This is a genomic window from Amycolatopsis deserti (assembly GCF_014653945.1).
Lineage (GTDB): Bacteria > Actinomycetota > Actinomycetes > Mycobacteriales > Pseudonocardiaceae > Amycolatopsis_E > Amycolatopsis_E deserti.
In genome coordinates this window covers 1,001,415-1,026,904 of record NZ_BNAU01000002.1, presented here as the reverse complement: position 1 = coordinate 1,026,904, position 25,490 = coordinate 1,001,415, and the positions used below count along the sequence as shown (strand labels likewise).

General features: G+C 72.4%; 31 protein-coding genes. 19 read left to right on the top strand and 12 right to left on the bottom strand.

Annotated features, from left to right (window positions below; genetic code table 11):
• Positions 1-12: 12 nt before the first annotated feature.
• From IE290_RS13235 to IE290_RS13220, 4 genes are all read right to left on the bottom strand, one after another.
• On the bottom strand, positions 13-237 hold the full coding sequence (locus tag IE290_RS13235; RefSeq protein ID WP_191244831.1) for a response regulator transcription factor: 225 nt from the start codon (positions 235-237) through the stop codon (positions 13-15).
• A 213-nt stretch (positions 238-450) separates the two neighbouring features.
• The gene (locus tag IE290_RS13230; RefSeq protein WP_191244830.1) at positions 451-1,143 is read right to left on the bottom strand and encodes a hypothetical protein; all 693 of its coding nucleotides are present in this window, start codon (positions 1,141-1,143) and stop codon (positions 451-453) included.
• Positions 1,140-1,940, bottom strand: a complete 801-nt coding sequence (locus IE290_RS13225; RefSeq protein ID WP_191244829.1) for an ATP-binding cassette domain-containing protein — start codon at positions 1,938-1,940, stop codon at positions 1,140-1,142. The genes IE290_RS13230 and IE290_RS13225 overlap by 4 nt, the downstream gene beginning before the upstream one ends.
• Positions 1,937-2,275, bottom strand: coding sequence for a PadR family transcriptional regulator (locus IE290_RS13220; protein ID WP_191244828.1), 339 nt, complete (start codon positions 2,273-2,275; stop codon positions 1,937-1,939). Before IE290_RS13220 ends, IE290_RS13225 begins: the two co-directional genes overlap by 4 nt.
• A gap of 66 nt (positions 2,276-2,341) precedes the next feature.
• Here IE290_RS13220 and IE290_RS13215 point away from each other — a divergent pair, with 66 nt between their 5' ends.
• Positions 2,342-2,962 carry a hypothetical protein gene (locus IE290_RS13215; protein ID WP_191244827.1) on the top strand — a complete coding sequence of 207 codons (621 nt, stop codon included), beginning with the start codon at positions 2,342-2,344 and terminating at the stop codon, positions 2,960-2,962.
• A 16-nt stretch (positions 2,963-2,978) separates the two neighbouring features.
• On the opposite strand, the gene IE290_RS13210 is transcribed toward IE290_RS13215, so the two are convergent.
• The 3 genes from IE290_RS13210 to IE290_RS13200 are packed head-to-tail and all read right to left on the bottom strand — an operon-like array spanning position 2,979 to position 6,045.
• Positions 2,979-4,001, bottom strand: coding sequence for a FecCD family ABC transporter permease (locus IE290_RS13210; RefSeq protein ID WP_191244826.1), 1,023 nt, complete (start codon positions 3,999-4,001; stop codon positions 2,979-2,981).
• The gene (locus tag IE290_RS13205) at positions 3,998-5,029 is read right to left on the bottom strand and encodes a FecCD family ABC transporter permease (protein ID WP_191244825.1); all 1,032 of its coding nucleotides are present in this window, start codon (positions 5,027-5,029) and stop codon (positions 3,998-4,000) included. Before IE290_RS13205 ends, IE290_RS13210 begins: the two co-directional genes overlap by 4 nt.
• 5 nt (positions 5,030-5,034) lie before the next feature.
• Positions 5,035-6,045: an iron-siderophore ABC transporter substrate-binding protein gene (locus IE290_RS13200; protein WP_191244824.1), complete on the bottom strand. Its 1,011-nt coding sequence runs from the start codon at positions 6,043-6,045 to the stop codon at positions 5,035-5,037.
• A 173-nt stretch (positions 6,046-6,218) separates the two neighbouring features.
• Here IE290_RS13200 and IE290_RS13195 point away from each other — a divergent pair, with 173 nt between their 5' ends.
• Genes IE290_RS13195 through IE290_RS13185 form a run of 3 tightly spaced genes read left to right on the top strand, consistent with a single transcriptional unit; the run spans position 6,219 to position 7,613 of the window.
• Positions 6,219-6,821: a hypothetical protein gene (locus IE290_RS13195; protein ID WP_191244823.1), complete on the top strand. Its 603-nt coding sequence runs from the start codon at positions 6,219-6,221 to the stop codon at positions 6,819-6,821.
• A gap of 21 nt (positions 6,822-6,842) precedes the next feature.
• A complete protein-coding gene (locus IE290_RS13190; protein ID WP_191244822.1) occupies positions 6,843-7,175 on the top strand; it encodes a roadblock/LC7 domain-containing protein in 333 nt (110 codons plus the stop codon).
• Between the two features lie 33 nt (positions 7,176-7,208).
• Positions 7,209-7,613, top strand: a complete 405-nt coding sequence (locus tag IE290_RS13185) for a hypothetical protein (protein ID WP_191244821.1) — start codon at positions 7,209-7,211, stop codon at positions 7,611-7,613.
• Positions 7,614-7,852: 239 nt separating this feature from the next.
• Here the strand turns inward: IE290_RS13185 and IE290_RS13180 are convergent, their stop codons facing one another.
• Entirely contained in the window at positions 7,853-9,055 is a 1,203-nt protein-coding gene (locus tag IE290_RS13180; RefSeq protein ID WP_191244820.1) for an FAD-binding protein, read from the bottom strand.
• Complete coding sequence (locus tag IE290_RS13175) at positions 9,056-11,098, bottom strand: DUF6351 family protein (RefSeq protein ID WP_191244819.1); 2,043 nt, start codon at positions 11,096-11,098, stop codon at positions 9,056-9,058.
• Between the two features lie 219 nt (positions 11,099-11,317).
• On the opposite strand from IE290_RS13175, the gene IE290_RS13170 reads away from it, so the two are divergent.
• The 7 genes from IE290_RS13170 (at position 11,318) to IE290_RS13140 (ending at position 17,287) form a co-directional block, all read left to right on the top strand.
• Positions 11,318-12,097, top strand: coding sequence for an ABC transporter ATP-binding protein (locus IE290_RS13170; RefSeq protein WP_191244818.1), 780 nt, complete (start codon positions 11,318-11,320; stop codon positions 12,095-12,097).
• Positions 12,090-12,797: an ABC transporter ATP-binding protein gene (locus IE290_RS13165; RefSeq protein WP_191244817.1), complete on the top strand. Its 708-nt coding sequence runs from the start codon at positions 12,090-12,092 to the stop codon at positions 12,795-12,797. The genes IE290_RS13170 and IE290_RS13165 overlap by 8 nt, the downstream gene beginning before the upstream one ends.
• A complete protein-coding gene (locus IE290_RS13160; RefSeq protein WP_191244816.1) occupies positions 12,797-13,675 on the top strand; it encodes a branched-chain amino acid ABC transporter permease in 879 nt (292 codons plus the stop codon). The genes IE290_RS13165 and IE290_RS13160 overlap by 1 nt, the downstream gene beginning before the upstream one ends.
• A gap of 2 nt (positions 13,676-13,677) precedes the next feature.
• Complete coding sequence (locus IE290_RS13155; RefSeq protein WP_229874455.1) at positions 13,678-14,730, top strand: branched-chain amino acid ABC transporter permease; 1,053 nt, start codon at positions 13,678-13,680, stop codon at positions 14,728-14,730.
• Positions 14,731-14,740: 10 nt separating this feature from the next.
• On the top strand, positions 14,741-16,045 hold the full coding sequence (locus IE290_RS13150; protein WP_191244814.1) for an ABC transporter substrate-binding protein: 1,305 nt from the start codon (positions 14,741-14,743) through the stop codon (positions 16,043-16,045).
• 76 nt (positions 16,046-16,121) lie between these two features.
• The gene (locus IE290_RS13145) at positions 16,122-16,715 is read left to right on the top strand and encodes a TetR/AcrR family transcriptional regulator (protein ID WP_191244813.1); all 594 of its coding nucleotides are present in this window, start codon (positions 16,122-16,124) and stop codon (positions 16,713-16,715) included.
• A gap of 167 nt (positions 16,716-16,882) precedes the next feature.
• Positions 16,883-17,287 carry a hypothetical protein gene (locus IE290_RS13140; RefSeq protein WP_191244812.1) on the top strand — a complete coding sequence of 135 codons (405 nt, stop codon included), beginning with the start codon at positions 16,883-16,885 and terminating at the stop codon, positions 17,285-17,287.
• Between the two features lie 33 nt (positions 17,288-17,320).
• Here IE290_RS13140 and IE290_RS13135 read toward each other — a convergent pair whose 3' ends face one another.
• A complete protein-coding gene (locus IE290_RS13135; protein ID WP_191244811.1) occupies positions 17,321-17,707 on the bottom strand; it encodes a MerR family transcriptional regulator in 387 nt (128 codons plus the stop codon).
• A gap of 50 nt (positions 17,708-17,757) precedes the next feature.
• Between IE290_RS13135 and IE290_RS13130 the strand changes: the two genes are divergently transcribed.
• Together IE290_RS13130 and IE290_RS13125 are read left to right on the top strand one after the other, a co-directional pair.
• Positions 17,758-18,630, top strand: a complete 873-nt coding sequence (locus IE290_RS13130; RefSeq protein ID WP_191244810.1) for an NAD(P)-dependent oxidoreductase — start codon at positions 17,758-17,760, stop codon at positions 18,628-18,630.
• A complete protein-coding gene (locus tag IE290_RS13125) occupies positions 18,627-19,049 on the top strand; it encodes a PPOX class F420-dependent oxidoreductase (protein WP_191244809.1) in 423 nt (140 codons plus the stop codon). The genes IE290_RS13130 and IE290_RS13125 overlap by 4 nt, the downstream gene beginning before the upstream one ends.
• Positions 19,050-19,052: 3 nt before the next feature.
• Here the strand turns inward: IE290_RS13125 and IE290_RS13120 are convergent, their stop codons facing one another.
• The gene (locus IE290_RS13120; RefSeq protein WP_191244808.1) at positions 19,053-19,973 is read right to left on the bottom strand and encodes an MBL fold metallo-hydrolase; all 921 of its coding nucleotides are present in this window, start codon (positions 19,971-19,973) and stop codon (positions 19,053-19,055) included.
• Positions 19,974-20,114: 141 nt separating this feature from the next.
• Here IE290_RS13120 and IE290_RS13115 point away from each other — a divergent pair, with 141 nt between their 5' ends.
• Both IE290_RS13115 and IE290_RS13110 read left to right on the top strand, forming a co-directional pair.
• Positions 20,115-20,684: a CGNR zinc finger domain-containing protein gene (locus tag IE290_RS13115; protein WP_191244807.1), complete on the top strand. Its 570-nt coding sequence runs from the start codon at positions 20,115-20,117 to the stop codon at positions 20,682-20,684.
• A gap of 73 nt (positions 20,685-20,757) precedes the next feature.
• Complete coding sequence (locus IE290_RS13110) at positions 20,758-21,624, top strand: NAD(P)-dependent oxidoreductase (RefSeq protein ID WP_191244806.1); 867 nt, start codon at positions 20,758-20,760, stop codon at positions 21,622-21,624.
• A 48-nt stretch (positions 21,625-21,672) separates the two neighbouring features.
• Here IE290_RS13110 and IE290_RS13105 read toward each other — a convergent pair whose 3' ends face one another.
• Entirely contained in the window at positions 21,673-21,858 is a 186-nt protein-coding gene (locus IE290_RS13105) for an antitoxin (RefSeq protein WP_191244805.1), read from the bottom strand.
• Positions 21,859-22,011: 153 nt separating this feature from the next.
• On the opposite strand from IE290_RS13105, the gene IE290_RS13100 reads away from it, so the two are divergent.
• The 4 genes from IE290_RS13100 (at position 22,012) to IE290_RS13085 (ending at position 25,488) form a co-directional block, all read left to right on the top strand.
• The gene (locus IE290_RS13100; RefSeq protein ID WP_191244804.1) at positions 22,012-22,836 is read left to right on the top strand and encodes an isocitrate lyase/PEP mutase family protein; all 825 of its coding nucleotides are present in this window, start codon (positions 22,012-22,014) and stop codon (positions 22,834-22,836) included.
• Between the two features lie 34 nt (positions 22,837-22,870).
• A complete protein-coding gene (locus IE290_RS13095; RefSeq protein ID WP_191244803.1) occupies positions 22,871-23,515 on the top strand; it encodes an SDR family NAD(P)-dependent oxidoreductase in 645 nt (214 codons plus the stop codon).
• Positions 23,516-23,740: 225 nt separating this feature from the next.
• The gene (locus tag IE290_RS13090; RefSeq protein WP_229874454.1) at positions 23,741-24,838 is read left to right on the top strand and encodes an alpha/beta hydrolase family protein; all 1,098 of its coding nucleotides are present in this window, start codon (positions 23,741-23,743) and stop codon (positions 24,836-24,838) included.
• A 14-nt stretch (positions 24,839-24,852) separates the two neighbouring features.
• Positions 24,853-25,488, top strand: coding sequence for a GNAT family N-acetyltransferase (locus tag IE290_RS13085; RefSeq protein WP_191244801.1), 636 nt, complete (start codon positions 24,853-24,855; stop codon positions 25,486-25,488).
• The last annotated feature ends 2 nt before the right edge of the window (positions 25,489-25,490 follow it).

Here is a 25,490-nt window from a genome sequence, read left to right as displayed (position 1 = left end):
CCCCGCTCGGTTTCAGATGAGCTTGTGCCGCGCGGCCCAGACCACGGCCTGGATCGGGGCGTGCACGTCCAGCCGGTCGCAGATGCGCCGGATCCGGCGCTGCACCGTGCGTTTGGACAGGTTGAGCCGCCGCGCGACCGCGTCGACGGGCAGGCCGTCGGCGAGCAGCGCGAGGACCGCCAGCTCTTCGGCGGTGAGGTGGGCGGCTCTGAGGGGTTGGTCGAGCGTGGCGGTCACTTCACGCCCGCCCGGAGACCGGCCGGCAGCGTGAATCGGGATCGGATCGGCATTGATCTCTGCCCTCCCAGCAGCGGGCTACTGATGCTCTGGGAAACTAACCACTTCTGCGCACGGTAGGAAGATGTCTGTCGCGAACTGGCCACTGGAAGGTCGCAAACAGGAAGAAGTGACTCCGTTCGGACCACAACTTTCGAAGGGAGCGAGGGCGCGTCAGCGGGGTTCGACGAACTTCAGGTGCGTCCGCTGCCGCAACCGCACCGAAGACGCCACCGCGACCGTCGCCAGTAGCACCGCCGCGCAGGCCACCCCGTGCAGCACCCCGCGCACCAGGTAGCCGCTGTCCACGTCGTCAATGGCGTACGTCCCGATTTCCCGGCTGAACCAGAACGGCAGCACCCGGGCCACCGCGCTGCCCGGGTCGGTCATCATCTGCAGCCCGACCACCACCAGCAGCACCAGCGTCCCCTCGAGTTCCCGGGGCAGGATCGCGCTCAGGGCCAGCCCGAACGGCGCCGAGACCGCCACCATGATCGCCATGATCAGCGCCACCGGACCGTGCCGCACCCCGTCCTGGTCGATCAGGATCAGCAGGAAGTAGGGCGCCGCCAGCGCGACCCCGACCGCCCACAGCGCCGCCAGCCGTCCGACGTACAGGTGGTGGCTGCGGTACCCGCTCAGCCGCAACCGCGGCTCGATCTCCCGCGCCGCGCTCCCGGCGAACAACGCGGCCGTGCTCAGCGCCCACCCCAGGCCCAGGCACACGAACCGCACCGACTGGCCCAGGTGGTCACCGCGGCGGCTGAGGTAGAACGCCAGCGGCAGCAGCGCCAGGATGACGAGCACCGACCGGCGCCGCAGCATCTCGCGCAGCGCCATCTCGGCGACGGTGGCGAACCTGGTCATCGGTTCCTCCCGGTCAGGTCGAGCACCAGGTCGACCCGGTCGGCCTGGTTGAGCAGGTGGGTGACCACGACGACGGCCTTCCCGGCGTCGCGCCAGCGCCACGCCTGTTCCCAGAAGTCCAGGTACGTCCCGCGGTCGAACCCCTGGTACGGCTCGTCCAGCAGCAGGACGTCCGGATCACCCAGACCGGCCAGCACCAGGTTCAGCTTCTGCCGCGTCCCGCCGGACAGGTGCCGCGCCTGCCGCGCCTCGGCCGGCCAGTCCAGCACCGCCGCCCGCGACCGTCCGGCCGAGCGCGACTCCTCCCGCGTCAGGCCGCGGCCCGCGCCGATCAGGACGAAGTGCTCGTCCGGGGTCAGGAAATCCGCCGTGCCGCCGGCCTGCGGGCAGTAGCCCAGCGAGCCGTGCACCCGCACCTCACCGCCGTCCGCGCCGGCCAGTCCCGCGCAGATCCGCAGGAACGTGCTCTTCCCGCACCCGTTGGCGCCCACGATGGCGGCGATCTGCCCGGCCCGGACCGTGAGGTCCACATCGGACAGCACGACCCGCTTGCCGTACTTCTTCGTGATTCCGACGGCTTCGAGCAGCACCCGGCCGCCCCGGCGCGGCGCACGGCCGACGCTGTCCACGACCGCCGCCGCGTAGGCCGCGGGCGGGCCGAACACGCGCAGCGGGTCCTCGCCGCTGTCGCGCAGGTGGGTCGCCGCCTCGGCGACCACGTTGCGGCCCACGTCCGGGCTGACACCGTGCCGGTGCAGCTCCCCGGCCAGCGACGCCAGCCAACCGTCGATGTTCATCCCGTCGCTCCTTCCCCCAGCACCGCGGCCACGCCGGCGGTGAACTCGCGCCAGTCGGCCCTGGTCAGGCGCAGCTTCTCGGCGCCAGCCGCCGTGATCCGGTAGTACTTGCGCGCGGGACCGGACGACCCCTCGCGCCAGCTCGCGGTGAGCAGCCCGGTCCGCTGCAGCCGCAGCAGCACCGGGTACAGCGTGCCGCCCTGGATCGGGCCCAGCCCGGCCGCGTCCAGCGCCTGCGCCAGCTCGTACCCGTAGGACTCGCGCCGCGCGACCAGTGCCAGCACGCACGGGTCCAGCACACCGCGCAGCCATTGGGCCCGCCGCTCCTGATCCACAACGACAAGGTAGCAGAGCCATCTAGATGGCGCCGCTACCTACTGCCCTCGGGGGATGATGTCGGGATGACCGCCGATCACTTGGACCACGCGGTGCAGCTCGCGCTCGGTACGTTGCGCGGGGCACTCGATCTGGACTGGGACGCGCGCGCGGGCGATCTGGACTGGAGTTGCTGGGAAACCGCCGAGCACCTCGCCGACGACTTCTTCGGCTACGCGGTCCGGCTGGGACCGCGAACCCCGCCGCGGCACGGCGAGGTGCCCTACCTGTGGCAGCGGCTGCGGCCGGGCGGCCCGTCGAACGCGGTGCACGCCGATCGCTCCGCCGGTCCCGCCGGGTTGCTGCGGGTGGTGGAGGCCAGCGCGGCGCTGTTGACCGCGATGGTGCGCACGACTCCGGCCCACGTGCGTGCCTGGCACGTCTGGGGCGACGCCGACCCGGACGGCTTCGCGGCGATGGGCATCGTGGAAACGCTGGTGCACACCCACGACCTGGCCGCCGGGCTGGGCCTGACCTGGGAGCCGCCTGGGGAGCTGTGCGAGCTGGTGCTGCGGCGGCTCTTCCCGCACGTCACCCCGGAGGCGCCGTGGCCGACTCTGCTGTGGGCCACCGGCCGCGGGGAGCTGCCGGGCCGATCCCGGCTCAGCGATTGGCGCTGGTTCGCCGCGCCGGCCGCCGGCCCCTGAGAGCAGCGGCCGGTGATCACGAACCTGCGCCGCGGTTCGACGTCGCCAGCAGGTACAGCAGGTAGGGCGCACCGACCGCCCCGGTGACGACTCCCACCGGGAGCTGGTGGGCGCCGCTGAACAGGTGCTGCGCGGCGAAGTCCGCGAGGAGCGTGATCAGCGCGCCGACCAGGGCGGACGGGACCAGGCCCGGCCGCCCGGTGCGCAGCACCCGCGTCGCGATCGGGCCGGACAGGAACGCCACGAACGCGATCGGGCCGCCGACCGACGTCGCCACCCCGCACAACGCGGCGGCCAGCGCGAGCAGCCCGAGTCGCACCCGTTCCACGCGCAGGCCCAGTCCCTTGGCGGCGTCGTCGCCGAGCTGCAGCACCGTCAGCGCGCGGCCGAGCAGCAACGCGGCCGGCGCGAGCACGACCAGGAACACCGCGGCCATCCGGACCTCGCCCCACGCGACGCGGCCGAAGCTGCCGGTGATCCACACCAGGGCCTGCGCGGCGATCCGCACGTCGGCGCGGGTCAGCAGGTAGGACATGGCGCTCGCGGCCAGCGCGGCGACCCCGATGCCGACCAGCACGAGCCGGTGCCCGGTGACGCCGCGCCGCCAGGCCAGCACGTAGATCAACACCGACGTGGCCAGACCGCCGGTGAGCGCGGCGGCGGGCACGACCAGCCCGGACAGGCCGAAGGTGATCAGGCACAGCACCGCGGCCAGCGACGAGCCCGCGGTCACGCCGATGACGTCCGGGCTGGCGAGCGGATTGCGCAACAACCGCTGGAACAGGGCGCCGGACAGGCCGAACGCGAACCCGACGAGCAGCCCGGCGAGCGCGCGGGGCAGCCGCAGCCGCAGCACGATGTAGTTGTCCCGCACCGTGCCGCCGCCGAACAGCGTGCGCACCACGTCCGGCAACCCGATCGGGAAGTCCCCGATGGACAGTGCGAGCAGGAAGACCGCGAGCACCGCGACCGCCAGCACGGCGGTGACGATCGCGGTCCGGCGCGCTGTGCGGCGGTGGACCGCCAGGACCGTGCTCATCCGCGCACCCGCTTCCGGCGCACCAGCGCGATGAACACGGGCGCGCCGATCGCGGCCGTGACGATGCCGACCTGCAGCTCGCCGGGCTGCGCGAGCACCCGCCCGAGGACGTCCGCGGTTAGCAGGACCAGCGGCGCCAGCACCATCGAGTAGGGCAGCAACCACCGGTGGTCCGGACCGGTGATCAGCCGCGCGGCGTGCGGCACCATCAGGCCGACGAAGGCGATCGGGCCGGCCATCGCGGTCGCCGTGCCGCACAGGATCACCACGGCCAGCGCGCACAACGCCCGGCCGGCGTTGACGTTCACGCCCAGCCCGCGGGCCACGTCGTCGCCCATCGCCAGGCCGTTGAGGGCGCGGGCGGCGGCCAGGGCCAGCACGAAGCCCACGACCAGGAACGGCAGCGCCTGCGTGACCACCGCGGCGCCGCGGCCGGCCAGCGAGCCGACCTGCCAGAAGCGGAACTGCTCGTAGGTGGCGTTGTCGGTGACCAGGATGCCGGTGGTCAGCGACCGGAACGCGGCCTCGCACGCGGCGCCGGTGAGCGCGATCTTGAGCGGGGTGGCGCGGTCGCGGCCGAGCGAGCCGATGCCGTAGACGAGGACCGCCGCGAGCGCCGCGCCGAGGAACGCGAACCAGACGTAGCCGGTCATGGACTGGATCCCGGCGAGGCTGATCGCGGCGACCACGCACAGCGACGCGCCCGCGTTGACGCCGAGGATGCCGGGATCGGCGAGCGGGTTGCGGGTGACGCCCTGGATGATCGCCCCGGCCAGGCCGAGCGCGGCGCCCGCCAGCACCCCGATCAGGGTGCGCGGGATCCGCACCTCCCACACGATCAGGTGGTCCGGGTTCGCCGGATCGTGGTGCAGCAGGGCGTCGGCGACGACCGACGGTGGCAGCCCCTTGGCCCCCACCGCGACGCTGGCGACCACGGCCAGCCCCAGCGCCACCACGCCCAGGATCAGGCCCAGGCCGAGCGGGGCCCGGCGGCGCTGGGGGAGTTCGGTCGCGGGTTCGCGCAGCACCTCGCTCAGCGTGCCATCGCCTCGGTGATCATCGGCACCACCTCGTCGATCGCGTAGCTCAGGCCCAGCGGGGTGGCGCTGGCGAAGGCGAGCGAGATCGTGTTGTCCGACAGCACGACCACGTGCCCGGCCTGGACCGACGGCACGGCCTGGAACAGCGGGTCGCTGGTGATCTGGCTCGCGTCGATGCCGATCGGCGAGATGACGGTCAGATCGGCGTCGAACAGGTCCATCCGCTCCGGGGAGACGGTGATGTAGAAGTCCTTCCCGGCCTGCGCCTGCACCCGCGGCGACTGCATGAAGCCGAGCCGCTCGAGGAACTCGACGCGGGCGCCGCCGTTGACGTAGGCGCCGTAGGAGGTGGCCATCTTCGCGCCGACGGCGACGGTCTTGCCCTGGAACTCGGGGTGGGCGGTGGCGGCTTGGCTGAACTTGGCGTCCAGGTCGTTCTTCACCTTCTCGGCCTCGGCGGTCCGGCCGAGCGCCTTGCCGATCATGTCGAGCTGCTGCTGCCAGCTGGTCGCGTAGGCCTCGCCGCCGGCCGGGATGCCCAGGACGGGGACGCCGAGTGCGGCCAGCTGGTCGTAGCGGGCCTTGTCGCCGCTGGCGCGGGTGTCCAGGATCAGGTCCGGGTTGAGGGCGGCGACCTGCTCGGCGCTGACCTCCATCGTGCCGAGCATCGTGGGCGCGGTCGTGTAGTGCTTGTCCGGCGGCATCCACGGCGCCACGCCGTCGCCGCCGACCGGCAGCCAGTCCGCGGCGCCCACCGGCTGCACCCCGAGGGTCAGCGCGACCTCCGCGTCACCCCACCCGAGCGCGACGACCCGCTGTGGTTGGCGGTCGATCGTCACGTCGCCGAACGCGGTCGGGATGGTGACCGGGAACTGGCCGCTGGCCGGGGTCGCCGGCTCGGCCGGACCCTGCTCCGCGGACGAGCCGCAACCCGCGAGCACGAGAACGGCGCCCAGGAGGAGAGCCAGGAGGGAACCGCGCGCACGCGGCCGGGGGAAACGCATGGGAAGCCTCTCGTATTAGGTAAGCCGATCCTAAATTAGGAAGGCGGGGGTGCGCAGTCCAGATGGCCGTGGTCACAGGCGGAACCCGTGGAGAGGCGCCGGCTTCGCGCGGGAACCCTGACCCGCGATCGCCGATAGTCTGGCAGCAGCGCCGGTGATCGGGGGTCGTCGCCATGGGGGTACGTCACTACCTGCGGAACGAGCGGCGCATGCTCGCGTCCATCGGGCTCGCGCTGCGCGGGCGGAAAGCGCTTGCGCCCGGCGCGGAGGGGTTCGGCTACTCGCGTTCGCAGCGGCCGTTGCTGGTCGTGTTCGCGGTGCTGACCGTGGCCGAGGGTCTGCTGTTCGCGCTGGTCGGCTTCGGGCTCGTGGTGCACCTCGTCCTGGCGGCTGTCGAGCTGTATTCGCTGCTCCTGCTGCTCGGCCTGCTCAGTTCGATGACCGTCCACCCGCACTCCGTCTCACCGGACGAGGTCCACGTCCGCTACGGCGCCTTCCTCGACGTGCGGGTCCCGGTGAGCGCCATCGCCGCGGTGCGGGCCCGGCGCGAGGACCACTCGGGCAAACCGGCGCTCGCCTTGGCGGACGGGACCTTCACAGTGGCGCTGTCCTGGCAGACGAACGTCGTGCTCGAGCTGCGGCACCCGGTCGCGTTCACCCGCCCCCTGGGCCGCACCGGCGAGGCGCGGGTGCTCAAGTTCTACGCCGACGACCCGCGAGCCGCGACTGCCGCGATAGAGCACGCCATGGCGCGCCCGCGCGACCGCTCATCGTGACGGGCCCAGCACGATCAGCGCATGATCGACTCTCTCGACGAACTCGTCCGTGAGGTGCCGCAGGTCCGGCACGTCGTGTTGCTCTCCGCCGATGGTCTGGTCCTGGACCACTCCGCCGGGCTCGACCCCACCGACGCGGAGTACCTGGCCTCGATGGCCGCGATCCTGCAGAGCCTGGCGCAGCGCACCGGCAACCTCCTGGACGGCGGCGCGTCCCGGCACGTCGCGGTCCAGTGCGATCACGCCGCGCTGCTCGTCGTTGCGTGCAACGCCCACGAGCGGCTCGCCCTGGCCACGGCCGCGGACGCCGATCCCGCCGAGATCGTGGGCAGACTGCCGCGCTGGACGGCTTGACCTTCGAGTCGGTCGAAGGCGCATCCTGGGGGGATGTCCAGAGAAGAGCTGGCCCGGGCGATGACGGTGGAACCGGCGGAGGCGCGGCGGATCCTGTTGCGGTTGTGGGAGGAGGGCTCGGCGGTCGACCGCTGCGCGGCGGCCCACTTCCTCGCCGACCGGCAGGACTCGCCGGAGGAGGAGTTGCTGTGGGACCTGCGTGCGCTGGAGGTGGCGGCGGCCGCTGATCCCGCGGAGGTGCGGGGGTTCTTCCCGTCGCTGCACCTGAACCTGGGCGACGTGTATCGGCGGCTGGGTGATGTGCCGCGGGCGCGCGAGCACCTGGCCGCGGCGCGGGCGGAGATCGGCACCCTGGAGGACGACGGCTACGGCCGCATGATCCGGGGCGGGATCGCGCGCCTGGCGGAACGGCTGGGGATGACGGACACGAACGGCTGACGCGCGCTTGGATGCCGGGGGTGGCTTGCCACTCGCAGGGGCCCGGCACGAGTGGGCGGTGGCGCTGGGCGGAGTGGCGGTGGCAAGCGTTGTGGGGCGGCTGTGGTGGCTGGCGGCTGGGGGTGAAGTGCCGCGCTTTGTGACTGGCAGGGGCCCGGCACGAGTGGCTGGGGTGCCGCGCCTGGGCCTGGCGCGAGCGGCTGGACAGTGGCGTCCGGCACAAGCTGGTTGGCGGCGCCTCAGAAGATCCCGGGTCCCGGCGTCAGCACGCCCGCCGGGTCGTAGCGTGATTTCCACTCCCGCAGGGACGGCCACTGGTCGCCGAAGTGGTGGTGCCAATCCGGTGCCGTGAAGGGGATCGCGCCGATCGGGTACGCCACTCCGCCCCGTTCGCGGGCCTCCTCGTAGAGGTGCCGGTTCGCCGCAACATGCCGGGCCGCCAGGGCGGCGTCGTCCGGTGGGAAGCGCAGGATCGCGACCAGGAAGGCGATCCGCTCGGCCGGAAGGCGCACCAGCGGGGCCCGCACCTGCGCGCTGAACACCGGGTAGAACAGCACGCACCCGGCCTCCCCGAGGTCCTCGGGCGTCAAGCGCTCCACCAACGCGGTCAGAAAATCCACCGCGGTCGACGCGGGCAGCAAGCAGTTCCACCACGGGTGCGGGTGGAACCACGCGCCACTCTCGGTCAGCAGCGCCTCCGCGGCGTCCAACCGGTGCTGGAACTCCAGGAACGGCAGGTCCCCGCCCCCTTCGGAGTACGTCTCCAGGAACACCCGCCGCCCGGACTCGCCAAGACGAACCTGTCCCTGCACGAAATCGAACCGGCCCTCGGAGATGAACCGGACCTGATCGAGCGCCGCCGCGGCCACCGTGTCGTAGTCCAGCTCGAAACGACGCACGTGCGTCGGCGCGCGGACCAGCCGCAGTGTGGCCCGCGTGATGATCCCGCACTGCCCCAGGCCGCCCAGCACCGCCGCGAACAACTCGTCCCCGGGCCCGCACGTCCGCACCACGCCGTCACCCGTGACGACTTCCAGCGCGAGCACCGTGTCGGTCTGCAACCCGTGCCGGAAGCTGGTCCCGCCGATCCCGCCCACCGACAACGTGCCACCCACCGACAACCCCAGGTAGTCGGTCAGCACCGGCGGCGTGCGCCCGCGCTCCCACGCCGCCGCGAGCACCGCGTCCCACCCCGCGCCGGCGTCCACCACGATCCGGTCGTCACCGACGTCGTGCACCGCCGCCAGTGTGGACGTGTCGACCACGACACCGTCCGTCAGCGCCTGCCCGTAGGCCGAGTGGCCACGCCCCCGCGCGGCGACCGGCACACCGTTGGCCGCCGCGTTCCGGACGACGTCGGCGACCTCCCCAGTCGAGCGCGGGCGCACCACGGCGGACGGCCGCCGCCGGACCAAGTGTCCGAAATCGACGGAGGCGTCCACCTAGTACCTCTGCCAGACCCCGGCCGGTTTCCGCGCTCCCACCCCGGGCTTGCTCCAGTCGCACACCCCGTCCGGGAACGCGGCACGCAACCGCCGCTGCTCCTCCCGCGTGAAACCGACCGGGTAGTCCCGGAAGTCGATCGGCTTCAACCGGCACTTCAACGCGTCCATCGCCAGGCCCGAACCAGCCACCAGACGCGGGTTCGCCGCCACCGGGAACAGCTCCCCGCACCGCCCGCTGGACGGGTAGGTCAGCGGCTCAAGCAGCCGCTCGGTCGCCGACACGTAACACCCGTCGCCCAGATCCGCGGGCCGGTTCGCCACCACCTTCTGCTGCGCGCCGCGCGCCGACCGGTCGTTGCCGATCGCCGTCAGCCAGCGGTCCATCGCGTCCAGCTCGTAGCGAGCCGCGACCGCCGCGTCGGCCGGCCGGCTCGCGATGATCACCTGGTTCTCCGCCGCACCGCTGCGCCGCAGCCGCTCGCGCATCACGAACGACCACTCCGTCGTGTGGATGTCGGCCCCGAAACCGGCCAGGTCCAGATCCGTGCGCTGGTCGATGATCGGCGTCGTGCGCAAACCGAGCGACGCCGAGTTGAACAGCCCCGACCGGTAGGCCGCCGACAGCGCCTTCGGGTCGGCCGCGCTCCGCGCCGCCACCGGCGCGCCCGTGTAGTCCAGCCCGCCGATCGAGGCGTTCAGGTCCACGAACTGCGCCGCCGAGATCTGTCCCGACCGCAGCGCCGCGAGACCGTACTGCACCCCGGTGTTGTCCAGCGTGCTCCGCACGAACCCGGTCCGCGGATCGCGCCCGAGCTGGTTCACCAGCTGCTCGTTGGAGTTGCAGATCACACCGTCCGGATTGGACACCGGATCCCACCGCTCCGGCACCGGGATCAGCGGGCTGCAGCTGCCGGTCGCCGTTGCGCGGTTGGCGAACGTCTGCTCCCACGACACGCACGTGCTGTTGGTGTGGAACCCGGCCACCGCGACGCGCTGCTCGGGCGTGAACGAGCTGCCCGCCCCGGCGAAGTACCGGTTGAGCAGGCGGCAGTCCGTAACCGGCCCGGCCGTGCTCAGCGGGTCGGGGTAGGAGATGCCGGGGATGATGCCGTCCAGGATCCCCGGGTAGTTCTCCGCGATGTCGTACTGCTGGATCGCGCCGCCGGACCCGCCCGAGCCGATCGTGTGCCGCACCGGCCCGTACGTCTCGGTGAAGTGCTCCTTGACCATCATCGCCGCCTCCGCGGAGATGATCGGGCTGCAGTTGTTGTCCAGCACGTTCAGACTGGAGGAGGCCACCGCGTAACCCTGCGACAGGAACAGGTCGTTGAGCACGCCGCCGGTCGAGGCGCCCTGGTGGAACCCGGAGTTGCAGCCACCGCCGAAGGTGTAGACGAGCCGCTCGTTCCAGCCACGCTCCACAGTGAACGGTGACGGCGCGGTTCCGTCGGTCAGCGCGGCGATCTCGTAGACTGCGCGGTCGATCGTGCCGCGTTCCACCCGCACGATGTAGGGCATCCCGTTGACCGACGCGAGATCCGCCGGCCGGGACGCGGGGTCGGCCAGCGGCCGGAACTGGCCGCCGGTCGTCCGGTACTGGTAGCTGACCTGCGTCGGCGCGGTGCACGACGGCGGGGCCGCGGCCGGCAGCCCGTAGGCCTGCGTCTCGCAGTAGAACGGCTCCTGCTGCCGCCCGGAGAACACCGGCCCGGTGATCGGGTGGTTGGTGACCCGCAGGCTCGCGCGGCCCCGTCCCGGCGCGCTCGCGACGATCTCGTTGGCCCCGTCGCGCAGGCCGTCGACCAGGCCCAGCAGCGTGTCCCCGGTCTGCTTGAACGCGCCGGTGACATCGCGCCCGTTGGCCGTCACCCGCACGTCCCGCGCGGCTGGCACCCGGACCAGCACCTGCCCGCCGCTGACCAGGTCGGGGTGCGGGTTGGACACGGATTCCACGGTCAGCCCCGGCGGCGCGGCGACCGCCGCCGGAACGGTGAGCAGCGGCGCGGTCAGCGCGGCGGCCAGCACCAGTGCACGCAACACGGGAGCACCCCCAGCCTCGTGCGCCACCTCGTCGTGGCGCCCCGGTCGGGTATAGCACGGTGTCCGGCCAGGGCAAAAGTGCGGAACTGGATTCTGTTCGATCACGCTTGATCGGATTGTCCGAAGGGCTGTGCAAGACAGCGCGATGTGTGTACGGTCCCTCCAAACCGAACCTGATTCTGTTTTCAGGCACCTGCGAAGAGGCGGTGGTCGCGAGAAATGGCACAGCAAGCCCCGTTGCTACGAGTGGACGAGCTGAACGTGTCCTTCGGCGGATTGAAGGTCCTCCAAGCGGTCTCGCTCGAGGTGACCGAAGGCGAGGTGCTCGGCGTCATCGGTCCCAACGGCGCGGGCAAGACGACCCTGTTCAACACGATCTGCGGGTTCGTCCGCCCGGACTCCGGCGCCCTGTCCTTCGACGGGCACCGGCTCGTTCCGCGCCCGCACCGGCTCACCCGGCAGGGGATCGCCCGCACCCTGCAGGGGCTCGGGTTGTTCCCCAACCTCAGCGCGCTGGACAACGTCGCCGCCGGTGCCACGCACCGCTCGCGCACCGGCCCGGTCGGCGCGCTCCTGGCCTCGCCGTGGGCCGAGCGGCACGAGTTGCGGCTGCGGGACCAGGCGATGGGGATGCTCGAGCAGTTCGGCATCGCCGACGCCGCGCACCGCCCGTGCGCGAGCCTGCCCTACGGCATCCGCAAGCGCGTCGCGCTGGCCCGCGCGCTGATCAGCGAACCGCGCCTGCTGCTGCTCGACGAGCCGGCGGCCGGGTTGTCCGCCGCCGAGACCGCCGAGCTGGCCGACATCGTGCGCGGGCTGCGGCAGCGCACCACGGTCATGCTCGTCGAGCACCACATGGAGTTCGTGATGAACCTCTGCGACCGGCTCGTCGTGCTCGACTTCGGCGAGGTGATCGCCACCGGCACGCCCGCACAGGTGCGGGAGGACCCGGCCGTGCAGCGCGCCTACCTCGGCGAGGCGGTGGCGGCCGATGCTTGAGGTGAGCGGCCTGGTCGCCGAGTACGGGCCCGTGCGCGCACTGCACGAGGTCGACATGGCCGTCGAGCGCGGCTCGATCACCGCGGTGCTCGGCGCGAACGGCGCCGGCAAGACGACGCTGCTGCGCACGCTGTCCGGGCTGCTGCGGCCGAAGTCCGGGTCGGTGCGCCTGAACGACCGGGACATCACGCGGCACGGCCCGGAGGACCTGGTCCGGCTGGGTGTGGCGCACGTGCCCGAGGGGCGCGGCGTGATCGTCGAGCTGACCGTCGAGGAGAACCTGCGCCTGGGCGGGCTGTGGCGGCGGGACCGGGCGTGGCTGCGCACCGGCGTGGCCCGGATGTTCGAGCTGTTCCCACCGCTCGAGCAGCGGCGGCACCAGCGCGCGGAGACGCTGTCCGGTGGCGAGCGGCAGATGCTCGCGATCGGCCGCGCGCTGATGAGCCGTCCCGAGCTGTTGCTGCTCGACGAGCCGTCGCTGGGGCTCGCGCCGCGCACCGCCGCGCAGATCGTCGCCACGCTGCGCAGCCTGCGCGCCGAAACCGGACTGACCCTGCTGCTGGTCGAGCAGAACGCGGGCACGGCGCTGTCGGTGGCCGACCGCGCCATCGTGCTCAACGTCGGCCGCAAGGTCGCCGACGACGAAGCCGCCCGGCTGGCCGCCGACGACCGGGTCCGCCGGGCCTACCTGGAGATGTGATGGGACGGTTCCTCGACTTGACGCTCGCCGGGCTGACCAGCGGCGCGGTGTACGCCGCGGTCGCGCTGGCCCTGGTGCTGATCTGGCGCTCCACCCGCATCGTGAACTTCGCGCAGGGCGGGATGATGATGATCACGACGTTCCTCGGCTACACCGTGGTCAGCCACGGCGGGTCCTACTGGCTGGCGCTGGCCGTAGCGATCGCCGCCGGGCTGGTGCTCGGCGCCGTCGTGGAGCGGGTGCTGATCCGGCCGGTCGCCAAGCGGCCGCCGCTGGACGCCGTGGTGGTCACGTTCGGCCTGCTGGTCGGGCTGCAGGGCATCGCCGGGATGGTGTTCGGCGGCACCCCGCAGTCCTACCCGCCCGCGTTCGGCATCGCCGGGTTCCAAGCCGGCGGGCACCAGATCCTGTTCTCGCCCAACGACTTGTGGATCGTCGGTGTGGTGCTGGCCGTGATGGTGGTGCTGGCGGTGGTGTTCCGCCGGACCTCGGTCGGCCTGCGGATGCGGGCCACGGCGTTCGCGCCGGAGGTGGCCCGCCTGCTGGGGGTACGGGTCGGCCGGATGCTGACCGTCGGCTGGGCGCTGGCCGCGGTGGTCGGCGCGATCGCCGGGGTGCTGATCGCGCCGAGCACGTTCGTCAGCCCGACGGCGTTCGACGCGGTGCTGGTGTTCGGGTTCACCGCCGCCGTGATCGGCGGACTGGACAGCCCGCCGGGCGCGGTCGTCGGCGGGGTCGCGCTGGGCCTGGTGCTCAGTTTCGTCTCGGGCTACCTGGGCCCGGACATCGTGACGCTGGGCGCGCTGGTCGTGCTCATCGTGGTGCTGATGGTGCGGCCGCACGGGTTGTTCGGCGCGGGAGCGAGGCGGCGGGTATGACGATGACGGAAACGCAGGCGCCCCAGCGGGAAGCGTCCAGGGCGCCGCTGTGGCGACGGTCCACTTTGCTGCGCCACGGGTTCTGGGCGGTCCTCGGACTGCTCGGGTTCTGGCTGCTGTCGATCGCGCTGGACCCGTTCGCGAACCTGCAGCTGGCCCAGATCGCCTACATGGCCATCGCGGTCGCCGGGCTCACGGTGCTGTCCGGCCTCAGTGGACAGATCTCGCTCGGGCACGGCGCGTTCGTCGCCGTCGGCGCCTACACCTCCGCGCTGCTGCTGGAGAACGCGGAGTGGAGCCTCGCGCCGGTGCTGATCTGCGCGACCGCGGGCACCGCGCTGGTCGGCGCGCTGGTCGGGGTGGCCGCGGCGCGGCTGCGCGGGCCGTACCTGGCGGGCGCGACGCTCGCTCTCGCGGTCGGACTGCCGTCGCTGGCCGACTACCACGGCCTGCGCGACGTCCTCGGCGGCGCGAACGGGCTGATCGTCAGCCCGCCGGTGCCCCCGGCCTCGCTCGGCGAGACGTTCCCGCTGGAGCGGTGGCAGGCCTGGATCTGCGGCATCTGCCTGGTGGTCGTGCTGTTCCTGCTGGCCAACCTCAGCCGCAGCCGGCTCGGCCGGGACATGCGGCTGGTGCGCGAGGACGAGGACGCCGCGGCCCTGTCCGGGGTGCACGTCGCGCGCACCCAGATCCTCGCGTTCTGCGTCAGCGCCGGCTGCGCCGGGCTGGCCGGTGGCCTGTTCGCGATCGTCAACAACCTGGCCGCGCCGGGAGCGTTCACGCTGGCGTTGTCGCTGTCGCTGCTCACCGCGGCGGTGCTCGGCGGGCTCGGCAGCCTCGCCGGCGCGGTGTACGGCGCGGTGATCGTGACGCTGCTGCCGAACTGGTCGACCGATCTCGCGCAGCAGGCCGACCTGCCGCGCGCGATCTACGCCAACATCCCGTTGGTCCTCTATGGACTGGTGCTGATCCTGGTCATCCTGGCCTTCCCCGGCGGCATCCAGTCCGGGGTGCGCCGGATCGGCCGCCTGCTCCGCCGTAACCGCACGAACTGAAGGAGACGAGATGGTCCTGTCCAGACGCCCGCGCGCGGCGGTCGCGCTCACCGCGGCGCTCGCCCTCACGTTGACGGCGTGCGGCGGTGGTGGTGGCGGCGCCGGCAGCACGCCGGGCGTGACCGACACCGAGGTGCTGGTCGGCAGCACCCTGCCGCTGACCGGCAACGCGGCGCCCGGCTACAGCGAGCAGGGGCCCGCGGCGAAGGCGATGTTCGACTACATCAACGCCAACGGCGGCATCCACGGGCGCAAGATCAACCTGAAGTACGTCGACGACGGCTACAACCCGGCGAACACGGTCACCCTGACCAAGCAGCTGGTGCTGGAGGACAAGGTGTTCGCCGTGGTCGGCGCGCTCGGCACGCCGACCCACACCAAGGTCGTGGACTTCCTCAACAGCTCGCGCGTGCCGGACCTGTTCGTCGCGTCCGGGTGCACCTGCTGGGACCAGCCGGACAAGAACCCCTACACCTACGGCTGGCAGCCCGACTACACCGTCGAGGGCAAGATCCTCGGCGACTACGTCGCGAAGAACTTCGCCGGCAAGAAGGTCGCCTACTTCTACCAGGACGACGACTTCGGCGCCGACGGCATGAAGGGGCTGGACAAGTTCATCGACCAGAGCCTGGTCGTGGCGCGGCAGCCCTACCAGCCGGGCAACACCGACGTCGCCGCCCAGGTGTCGGCGATCGCGCGCAGCGGCGCGGAGGTCGTGGTGCTGGAGACGATCCCGGCCTACACCGCGCTGTTCAAGCTGACCGCGTTGAAGCTGGGCTACAACCCGCAGCTGGTCGCGTCCAGCGTCGGCGCGGACCCGGTGACGGTGTCCGGCCTGCTGGAGAACTTCGCCAAGCAGAGCGGCGCCTCGGTCAAGGGCAGCGACCTGGTCGAAGGGCTGGTCAGCAGCGCCTACCTGCCCGCGACCAGCAACGCGCAGAACTCCTGGATCCAGCTGTTCAAGAAGGTGCACGACACCTACATCCCGAACCTGCCGTTCGACGGCAACGTCATCTACGCGATGTCCTACGCCTACACGTTCGCGCAGGTGCTGCAGGCCGCGGGCAAGGACCTGACGCGGCAGGGGCTGATCGACGCGCTGAACAAGGGCGGGTTCACCGGGCCGGGGCTGGTGCCGTTCCGGTACGGGCCGGACTCGCACGCCGGCTACACCGGCGGGCAGATCTCGACCATCCGCGGCGGACAGCAGGTGCTGTCCGGCACGCCGCTGACCACCGACGACGGCGACGGCCCGGTGGTGCCGTACACGCAGCCGCAACCGGCGGCGCCGGCCAACGGCGTCCCGGCGGCGTGAGGTGAGCGCCGCGTCCCGGCGGGGCTCACGTCACGCCGGGACCGGCGCGAGCGGTGCGGTCCGGCACAATCGGGGTATGACCGAGGCCACCACCGGGAGCACGCGGGCGCAGATCACGCGCGCCGCCCTGCTCGACGCTGCCCGCGAGGTGTTCGTCGCCTCCGGTTACGAGGACGCCAAGCTGGTCGACATCGCCGAGCGGGCCGGTGCCAGCATCGGCAGCCTCTACCACCACTTCACCGCCAAATCGGACCTGTGGATCACGCTGTACGACGAGTACACGCGGCGGCAGCAGCACCGGTCGGCGCGCGCGTTCCGGAGCGCGCTGGCGGCGGGGGAGGAGGACGCGCTGCGGCTGTTCATGGCAGGCACCCGGGCGTACCTGGAGGGGTGCTGGGAGGAGCGGCAGCTGGCGCGGATCTTCCTGTCCGGCAGCGGGCCGGCCGGGTTCGGGCTGCTCACGCGGCAGCGGTTCCGGGAGTGGCTGCACGCCAATTCGACGCTGGTCAACGGCCACGAGCGGCCGCTGTCGGACATGCTGGTGCTGTGCCTGACGGCGATGGCGACGGAGGCGGGCCGCGAGGTCGCGGCGGCCCCGTCGAAGGCGAAGGCGCGCAAGATGATCGACGAGGTGCTCGAGCTGATGGGGCACCTGTACCCGGGTTCGTAAGCGCGAGCGGGCGGCCTGCCAGGTGCGGGCCGCCCAGCCAGGCTCACCACCCTTCTGCCGGTAGCACCGGACACCTGCGTCTCCAAAATCGTTGAACAATCCTCTTGTCTCATCGATCAACCAGACGCTAGGGTTCGCCATCGCTTCCGGCAGGAGAGGGAAATTCGATGAAGTCACGCAGGAGCGTCCGCGCCGCGGTCGCCTTGTCATCCGGGGCCCTGGCGATCCTGGCCTTCCACGGCACGGCGTCCGCAGCGCCGGTGCCACCCGGCGACGGCTGGGACCACACCTGGTCGGGCGCGGCCGGTGATTTCCGGGTGTACGTCGAGGAACACGGCGACCTGATCTCGGTGTGCGACACCAAGGCGGACGGCAAGAGCCCGACGGTGTGGGTCGGCCCCGGGAACGGGGACACCACGCGGTATTCGTTCCGGGTGACGGGCGGCAAGGGAAGTTGCGCCTCGAAGAGCGCTTCGCTCGGTGGCGTGTACGACCTGCCCGAGGGGCAGAAGTTCACGGTCACGGCGTGCAGTTACGGCTGTGGTGCGTGGCCGTTCGTCAACGATCACTGAGCCGGAGGAATCCGGCCCGCTCGCCGGCGTCGATCAGGCCGGGGTGCTCTCCCGGGCGTCCCCGGCCCGCCGGCGTTCCGCGGCATCGAGGTAGCCGCGCAGGGTCTGGCGCGCCCGCAGGAGCGTGCCGATGTGGTCGTCCAGCCCCTGCAGCCTGTCGCGCAGGACGGTCAGCAGTTCGTCGCACGGTTCGAGGTCCGGGGCCGCTCCGCTCGCGCACGGCAGCAGCACGCCGATCTCCTCGGTCGACAACCCGGCGTCCAGGAGGTTCCGGATCTGCGTGACGGTCACCACGGCGTCCTCGCCGTACTCGCGGTAGCCGTTGGCGCTCCGGTCCGGTTTCAGCAGGCCCTGGGCCTCGTAGTAGCGCAGCTGGTGGGAGTTGACCCCGGTCCGCCTGCCGAGCTCGCCGATCAGCACGCCGGTGCCTCCTTGACCTTCATACCGGTGTGAACCCCGACCATCGTGCCATGACGAAGAACTCCGTGACCGTTCTCGGCCTGGGGCTGATGGGCCAGGCGCTCGCCGGTGCGCTGGTGCGCGCCGGCCACGCGACGACGGTGTGGAACCGCTCGCCGGCCAAGGCGGACGCCCTGGTCGCGCAGGGGGCGATCCGCGCCGGATCCGTTCGCGAGGCCGTGGCGGCGAGCCCGCTGGTGATCGTGTGCGTCACCGGCTCCGCCGCCGTGCGGCAGATCCTCGACGCGGTGGCCGACGACCTCGACGGCCGCGTGCTGGTGAACCTCAGCTCGGGTACCTCACGCGAGGCGCGGGAGACCGCGGCGCGCCACCCGGGCCGGTACCTGGCCGGTGCGATCATGGCCGCGCCGACCGCCATCGGCACACCGGACGCGGCGATCGTCTACAGCGGAGCGCGCGCGGCCTTCGACGAGCACGAGCAGATCCTGCGTGGCCTCGGCGCGGCGACCTTCCTCGGCGACGATCCCGCCCTGTCGGCGCTGCACGAGACGGCCGTGCTGGGCCTGATGTACGGCATCCTGAACGGTTTCCTGCACAGCGCCGCCTTGCTCGGAGCCGCGGGTGTGCCGGCCGGATCGTTCGTCCCGTTCGCCCGCGCGGGAATCGACACGGTCGCCGGGTGGTTGCCCGGGTATGCGCGCCAGATCGACGAGGGCACCTACCCGGCTCTCGACGCCACTCTCGACACGCATCTGGCCGCCATCGAACACGTCGTCGAGGAGAGCGAGGACGCCGGTGTCGACGCCGCTTTGCCGGTGCTCGTCCGCGAGGCCGCGCGGCGCGCGGTCTCCGCGGGACACGGCGGCGACAGCTACGCCTCGGTGATCGAGCAGTTCCGCCCACGCGACAAGGAGTCCGCATGACCTTCGACCCGCACCAGTTGCTCGCCGAGAGCAGGATCGCCGTCCTGGCGACCATCAAGGCCAACGGCCTGCCGCAGCTTTCGCCCGTCACGCCGTACTACGACCGCGAGGCCGGCGTGATCTACGTGTCCATGACGGAGGGCCGGGCCAAGACGCGCAACCTCCGCCGCGACCCGCGCGCGGCGATCGAGGTCACCAGCGCCGACGGTTGGGCGTGGGCGACCGCGGAGGGCGGCGTCACCCTCACCGGCCCGGGCACCGACCCGCACGGCCCCGAGGTCGAGGCACTGGTGGACTACTACCGCGCGGCGGCCGGCGAGCACCCGGACTGGAACGAGTACCGCGAGGTCATGGTGTCCGACCGCCGCGTGCTGATGGCGCTGAAGGTGGAGCGCGTCTACGGCGAGAAGATCCGCTGACGCTCACAGGTCGAGGCGGATCAGGCCCGCCTCGGTCATCGGTTCGCCATGCGCGGCGGCGCTGGTCAGCAGGTCCTCGACCCCGGCGGCGAAGTCCAGGTCCACGCCGTGCGCCTGTGAGTACGCGATCCGCGCGTTGACCCCGTGCCGCTCGCCGGCGCCCCACTCCGGCCAGCGCGCCCGGGCGGCCGCCTCGATCGCGGCGAAGTCCGCGGACCCGGCGACCGCCTCGCGCAGCCATTCGAAGTACTCCCGCACCTCCGCGACCAGGTCGTCCGCCGCCGCGGTCACCGGGCCGTGGCCGGGCACGTAGGTCGAGGCGCTGAAGGTTTCCAGCCACGTCAGCGCATCGAGCCACCCGGCGATCGATCCGGAGATCGCCAGCGGCGTGACTCCCAGGAACAGCAGGTCGCCGGTGAACAGCGTGCCCGAATCGGCGTGCCACGCCACCAGGTCGCCGTGCGTGTGCGCGGGCCCGGGCACCGGCACGACCGCCACCGAAGTGCCGCCGAGGTCGAGGGTTCGCGGCTCGGTGACCGGGGAGATGTCGGCGGGCGGGTCGATCGCGCCCCAGTCGCAGCTGAACAGGAAGTCGTAGGTGTGCGGTCCGGACAGCACCTCGCCCGCGGCCGGAGGGGTGGCCAGGATCGTCGCACCCGCGGCGGCCAGCCGTCCGGCGCCGTGGGCGTGGTCGCCGTGCGCGTGGGTCAGCGCGACCGTGCGCGGCGTGCCTGGCTCGAGGTAGGCGTCGATCGCGGTCTCCAGCCGCCGGTTCAGCGGTTCGGTCGCGAACGTGTCGATCTGCAGGGCCGCGTCCCGGCCCGCGACGAGACCGGCGTTGCTGACGAACCAGCCACCGGGCGGCTGGTGGAAGGCGATGACGCCGGGGTGCAGCGCCACCGGGTTCAGATCGGGTCTGGACACGCCTGCTCCTCCTTCGAGGTCCGGATGCCCAGAATCCTCCTCCTCCTCCGTCCCGCGGGGTTGGAGAACCGGTTGGAGCGGTTCTGCGACACGTGTTAAACTGGTGCTCCCTGAAGTGGTGTCCGACCCGGGAGTCAGTCGATGGATCAGGCCGATCGTCGTGCCGCGCAGTTCCGGTTGGACAACCCGGTTCTCGCCTTCCGGTTCACGGCCACCCTCACCGACCGATGGGGCGTGACGGTGGAGCGCCTCGCCGCGCCGGGGTCGCTCGCCACCTGGTTCGAGCTGAACGGTTTCGGCACGCCGCCTCGTGACCTCGCCGAAAGTGACTTGTTGCGCGCCCGCGAGCTGCGTGAAGCCATCCAGCGGGCCGGCACGGCGGTGGCGGCGGACGAGGAGCCCGCACTCGCCGATCTCGAGCGGCTCAACGAGTTCTCCGCGGGCGGCGACGGGCACCTGGTGCTGGAATCCGGGCACGCCACCTGGCACCTGCCACGCCGGCGGTGGGTGGACAGCGCCTTCGGTGTCCTCGCCGGCGACGCGATCCGCACCCTCGGTGGCGATTCGCGCTCGCGGGTGCGGGTGTGCGCCAGGCCGGAGTGCCGAGGTCTGTTCGTCGACACCAGCCGGGCCGGTCAACGGCGCTGGTGCTCGATGAACTACTGCGGCAACCGGCAGAAGAAGGAGAACGCGCGCTCGTCCGTGCGCTGACGACCGGTTTGCCGGCACCGTCCTCGTGACACTACGCTAGAACCGGTTGAACCGGTTCCCCAAGGAGGATGGCATGTCTGACAGGCCCGCGGTCGCGGTACTCGGTACGGGCACGATCGGCGCGCCGGTCGCCAGGAATCTCGCCACGGCGGGATATCCGGTGCGGGTGTGGAACAGGACCGCGGCGCGGGCGGAGGCGGCGGTGGCCGGCACCGGCGCCACCGTCTGCGCGAGTCCGGCCGAGGCGGTCCGCGGCGCGGGCATCGTCGTGACGGTGATGACCGACGCTGTGGTCACCGCCCAGGTCATCGCCGAGGCCGCGGAGTTCACCGAAGGCGCCGTGTGGGTGCAACTGGGCACCGTCGGCACCGGCATCGACGATCTCCGGGTACTGGCCGAGAAATCGGGCCTGGTCCTGGTGGACGCTCCGGTGCAGGGCACCCGTCAGCCGGCGGAACAGGGCACGCTGGTGGTGATGGCCGCGGCCGAGCCGGCGGTGCGCCCGACCGTCGAACCGCTCTTCGACGTCCTCGGCAGCCGGACCCTCTGGGTGTCCGACAGCCCCGGGGCGGCCAGCAGGCTCAAGCTCGCCCTCAACGTGTGGGTCGCCGCGCTGACGCACGGAGTGGCCGAATCGCTGGCCGTGGCGCAGGCGCTCGGCCTCGACCCCGCCCTCGTCGTCGACGTCGTCACCGGCGGGCCGATGGACAGCGGGTTCTTCCAGGGCAAGTCGGCGGCGGCGCTCAAGGGCGACTTCACACCGTCGTTCACCGTGACGAACTCGATCAAGGACGCCGAGCTCGTCCTGGCCGCGGCGGGCGGATCCGTTCCCCTCACGCTCACCGCGGCGGCCCTGGACCGCTGGCGCCTCGCGCAGGCGCAGGGCCACGGCGGCAAGGACATGATCGCGTCCTACCTCGCCGAGCCCGAGCGGAACTGAAGCAGACGGACGCACCCGGGTCTTCGCGGACCCGGGTGCGTCCGGACGTCACTGCGGCGGCGGCTGCTCCTGCTGCCCGCGCGCGAAGTCCTTGGCCTTCTGCGATGCCTGGTCGATCTTGTCGGCGTGCTCCCCGAAGCGGTCCTTCGCGGCCTCAGCGGCCTTGTCGATGCCCTGGTCCGCCTTGTCCGGGTTCTTGCTCAGGGCGTCCTTGGCCTTGTCGAACATGTTCATGACTTACCTCCTCGGCGCCCCGGCTACCCGGCGCCCGTCGGCGAAAACGCCACGTCCCCCGCTCGCGGGTCACTCACGTGAGGGGATCGGCCCAGCTCCATCCACCCGGGATTGGCCCTCCCCGGGCGCACCGGAAGTGCCTAGGCTCGGCCGGTGACTTCCGAACTGAACGAACGGGCCGTGCTGCTGCGCTCCCGGCACGACGACCTGCTGGTCCTGCCCAACGCCTGGGACGCCGCGAGCGCGGCCGCTCTCGCCCACGCGGGAGCGGCCGCGATCGGCACCACCAGCGCCGGGATCGCCTGGTCCCTGGGGCTCGCCGATGGTCACGTGATCGACCGGGACACGATGGTCGCCGTGGTCGCGCGCATCGCCGCGGCCGTGGACGTTCCGGTCTCCGCCGACATCGAGAACGGCTACGGCGAAGCCCCCGAGGAGGTCGCCGCGACCGTCACCGCCGTGATCGGCGCGGGCGCGGCCGGGATCAACCTCGAGGACTCACGATCGGCTTCGGCTCCCTTGCACACCCCGCGGGAACAGGCCGAGCGCATCCGCGCCGCCCGGTCGGCGGCGGTCCGGGCGGGTGTGCCGGACCTCGTCATCAACGCCCGCACCGACGTGTTCTTCACCGGTGGCGACGCCCCCGCGGACGAGCGCCTCGCCGAGGTGATCGAGCGCGGCAAGGTCTACGCCGAAGCCGGCGCGGACTGCCTGTTCGTCCCCGGACTGCTCGACCTGACCGCGCTGAAGGCCCTCGTGCCGGCCGTGCCGCTGCCGGTGAACGTCATGGCCGGGCCCGGTGCTCCGGCGATCGCGGAACTCGCCGCGGTGGGGGTGCGCCGGGTCAGCCTCGGCGCCGCGCTGCACCTCGCGACCTACGCCGCGACATACGCGGCGGCGGCGGAGTTGTTCGAGTCCGGGACCTACACCGCCTTCCCGGACGCGTCCCAGGTGGCGGGGGCGATCGTCCGGCGTTGACCTTGTCACCGTGTCAGGCTTTTACCGTCGCCGCATGAGTGGAGTGATCATCATCGGCGCGGGGCCGGGTATCGGGCTGGCCGTGGCACGGCGGTTCGCGCGCGAGGGGCTGCCCGTCGCGCTCGTGGCGCGCACGGAACGGACCATGCCCGGCGCGCGCAGCTTCGTCGCCGACAGCACGGACGAGGACGCCCTTCGAACCGCGTTGGACGCGGCGGCCGCGGAGTTCGGTACGCCGGACGTGCTGGTCTACAACGCGGCGATCATCCAGCCGGACGCGCCGGGTGAGCTTCCCGCGCGGGCGCAGCTGGACGCGTGGGCGGTGAACGTCGTCGGAGCGTTGACCGCCGCGTCGCACGTCGCGCCCGCGATGGCCGCCCGGGGCCGCGGCACGATCCTCATCACCGGTGGGATGCCGGAGCCGAACCCGCGGTACGTGAGCCTGTCGCTGGGCAAGGCCGGGGTCCGCACGCTCGTCGCCCTGCTGGACGCCCAGTACGGGGCCGCCGGGGTGCACGTGGCGTCGGTGACGGTCGCCGGGCCGGTCGCGCCCGGCACCGCCTTCGACCCGGACGACATCGCCGAGCACTACTGGTCCCTGCACACGCAGGAACGGCCGTGGTCGCTCGAGGTGGTCCACGACGGGCGGGAACGGGGGCTGATCGGCGGACGCGGTTGAGCCGATCCTGCAGCTCCCTCGGATCGACGGAGCCCCGATGTGCGGTGCCGCGGCCAGCCGCCGTCTACCTCGGACAGGCGCGGGCGGCGGCGACCGGTTACCGCGGCACGATCATCGAACCCGGCGACCTCGACGTCATTCCACTGTAGACCGGCCGGCGATTCCGGGACCGGTTCAGGGTGTTCCCGGATGCCCGGGCGGCCGGGGCCGAGCAACATCACCGGCATGATCTGGAGATCTCTCGTGCTCGCCGTGACGGTGCTGCTCGCTTCGGCGCTGCCCGTGTCCGCGGCGCCGAAGCTCGTGTTGCCGCAGCCCACCGGTCCGTACCGGGTGGGGCAGGCCGAACTGCACCTGGTCGACCCGGCGCGCACCGACCCGTGGCGCGGGGGCCCGCGCGAGCTGATGGTGAGCCTGCACTACCCGGCGTTGCCCGGCCCGGGGCGCCCGGCGCCGTACATGCTGCCCGGCGCGGCGGCGCACTTCGACGCCGTCAGCGCCAACGGCATGCTGGGACTCGGAGTGCCCGCCACGGACTGGGCATCCGTGCGGACCAACGCGCGCCGCGACGCCGTGCCCCTTCCCGGGCGGCACCCGGTGATCGTGTACTCGCCCGGGCTGGGCGAGCCCCGCACCTGGGGTTCCGCGGCGGCCGAGGACCTCGCCAGTCGCGGGTACGTCGTGGTGAGCATCGACCACACCTGGGAGTCGCCGGAGGTGGAGTTCCCGGACGGCTCGGTGCGGACCATGGTCGACCCCGGCGAGCCGGACGCGTTCCTGCGCAAGGCGCTCGACGTGCGGGTCGCGGACACGCGGTTCGTGCTGGACGCGCTGGCCGGCCGGCTCGACGTGAGCCGGGTCGGCATGATCGGCCACTCGATGGGCGGGGCGGCCGCGGCGCTGACCATGGCGGCCGATCCGCGCGTGGTGGCCGGGGTGAACCTGGACGGGAACCTGACGTGGTTCGACGGCAGCCTGATGCCACCGGCGGCGGACGGCCTGCGCGGACCGTTCCTGCTGGTCGGCAAGGACGGCGAGACCGACACCGGCCCCGGCTGGACGGCCTTCCTCGCCGCGACACCCGGCTGGGCGCGGCAGCTGAAGCTGCTCGGCTCGGAACACGCGTCCTTCACCGACGCCGCGGCGCTGGTGCCGCAGCTGGGCGTGCCGCTGGGCACCCTCGACCCGGCGACGGCCGTGCGCACCCAGCGCGCGTACGTGGCGTCGTTCTTCGACCGGTGGCTGCGCGGCCGGGACGACCACCTGCTGGACGGGCCGTCGCCGCGCTACCCGGAGATGGTGTTCCCGCGCGGCAGCTCCTGAGCCAGGATGGGCCGATGCTGGCCGATCACTTCCCGCTGCTCGCGCTGCGCGTGCGCACCCCGCGGCTCGAACTGCGGCTGCCCGGGTCCGAAGAGCTCGCCGAGCTGGCCGAACTCGCCGCCGAGGGGGTCCACGAGCCGGGGACGATGCCGTTCCTCGTCCCGTGGACCGACCAGGAACCGGGGCTCGTGGCGCGGTCGCTCGTGCAGTTCCACTGGCTCCGGCTGGGCCGCTGGAGCCCGGACGACTGGGGCCTGGATCTGGTCGTCTTCCGCGACGGCGAGGTGGTCGGCCAGCAGAGCGTGAGCGCGAAGCGGTTCGCCATCACCCGCGAGGTGCACACCGGCTCGTGGGTCGGCCGTCGGCACCAGGGCCGGGGCATCGGCACCGAGATGCGCCGCGCGGTGCTGCACCTGGCCTTCGCCGGTCTCGGCGCGGAGGAGGCGGCGTCCGGCGCGTTCGAGGACAACGCCGCCTCGCTCGCGGTGTCCCGCAAGCTCGGCTACCGGCCGGACGGCGTCGCGCGGCACGTGGTCCAGGACGCGCTGGCCGTCGAACACAGACTGCGCCTGGGCCGCGAGGCGTGGCGCGATGAGATCCCGGTGACGATCGAGGGTTTGCCGCCCTGCCTGCCGCTGTTCGGGATCTAGAG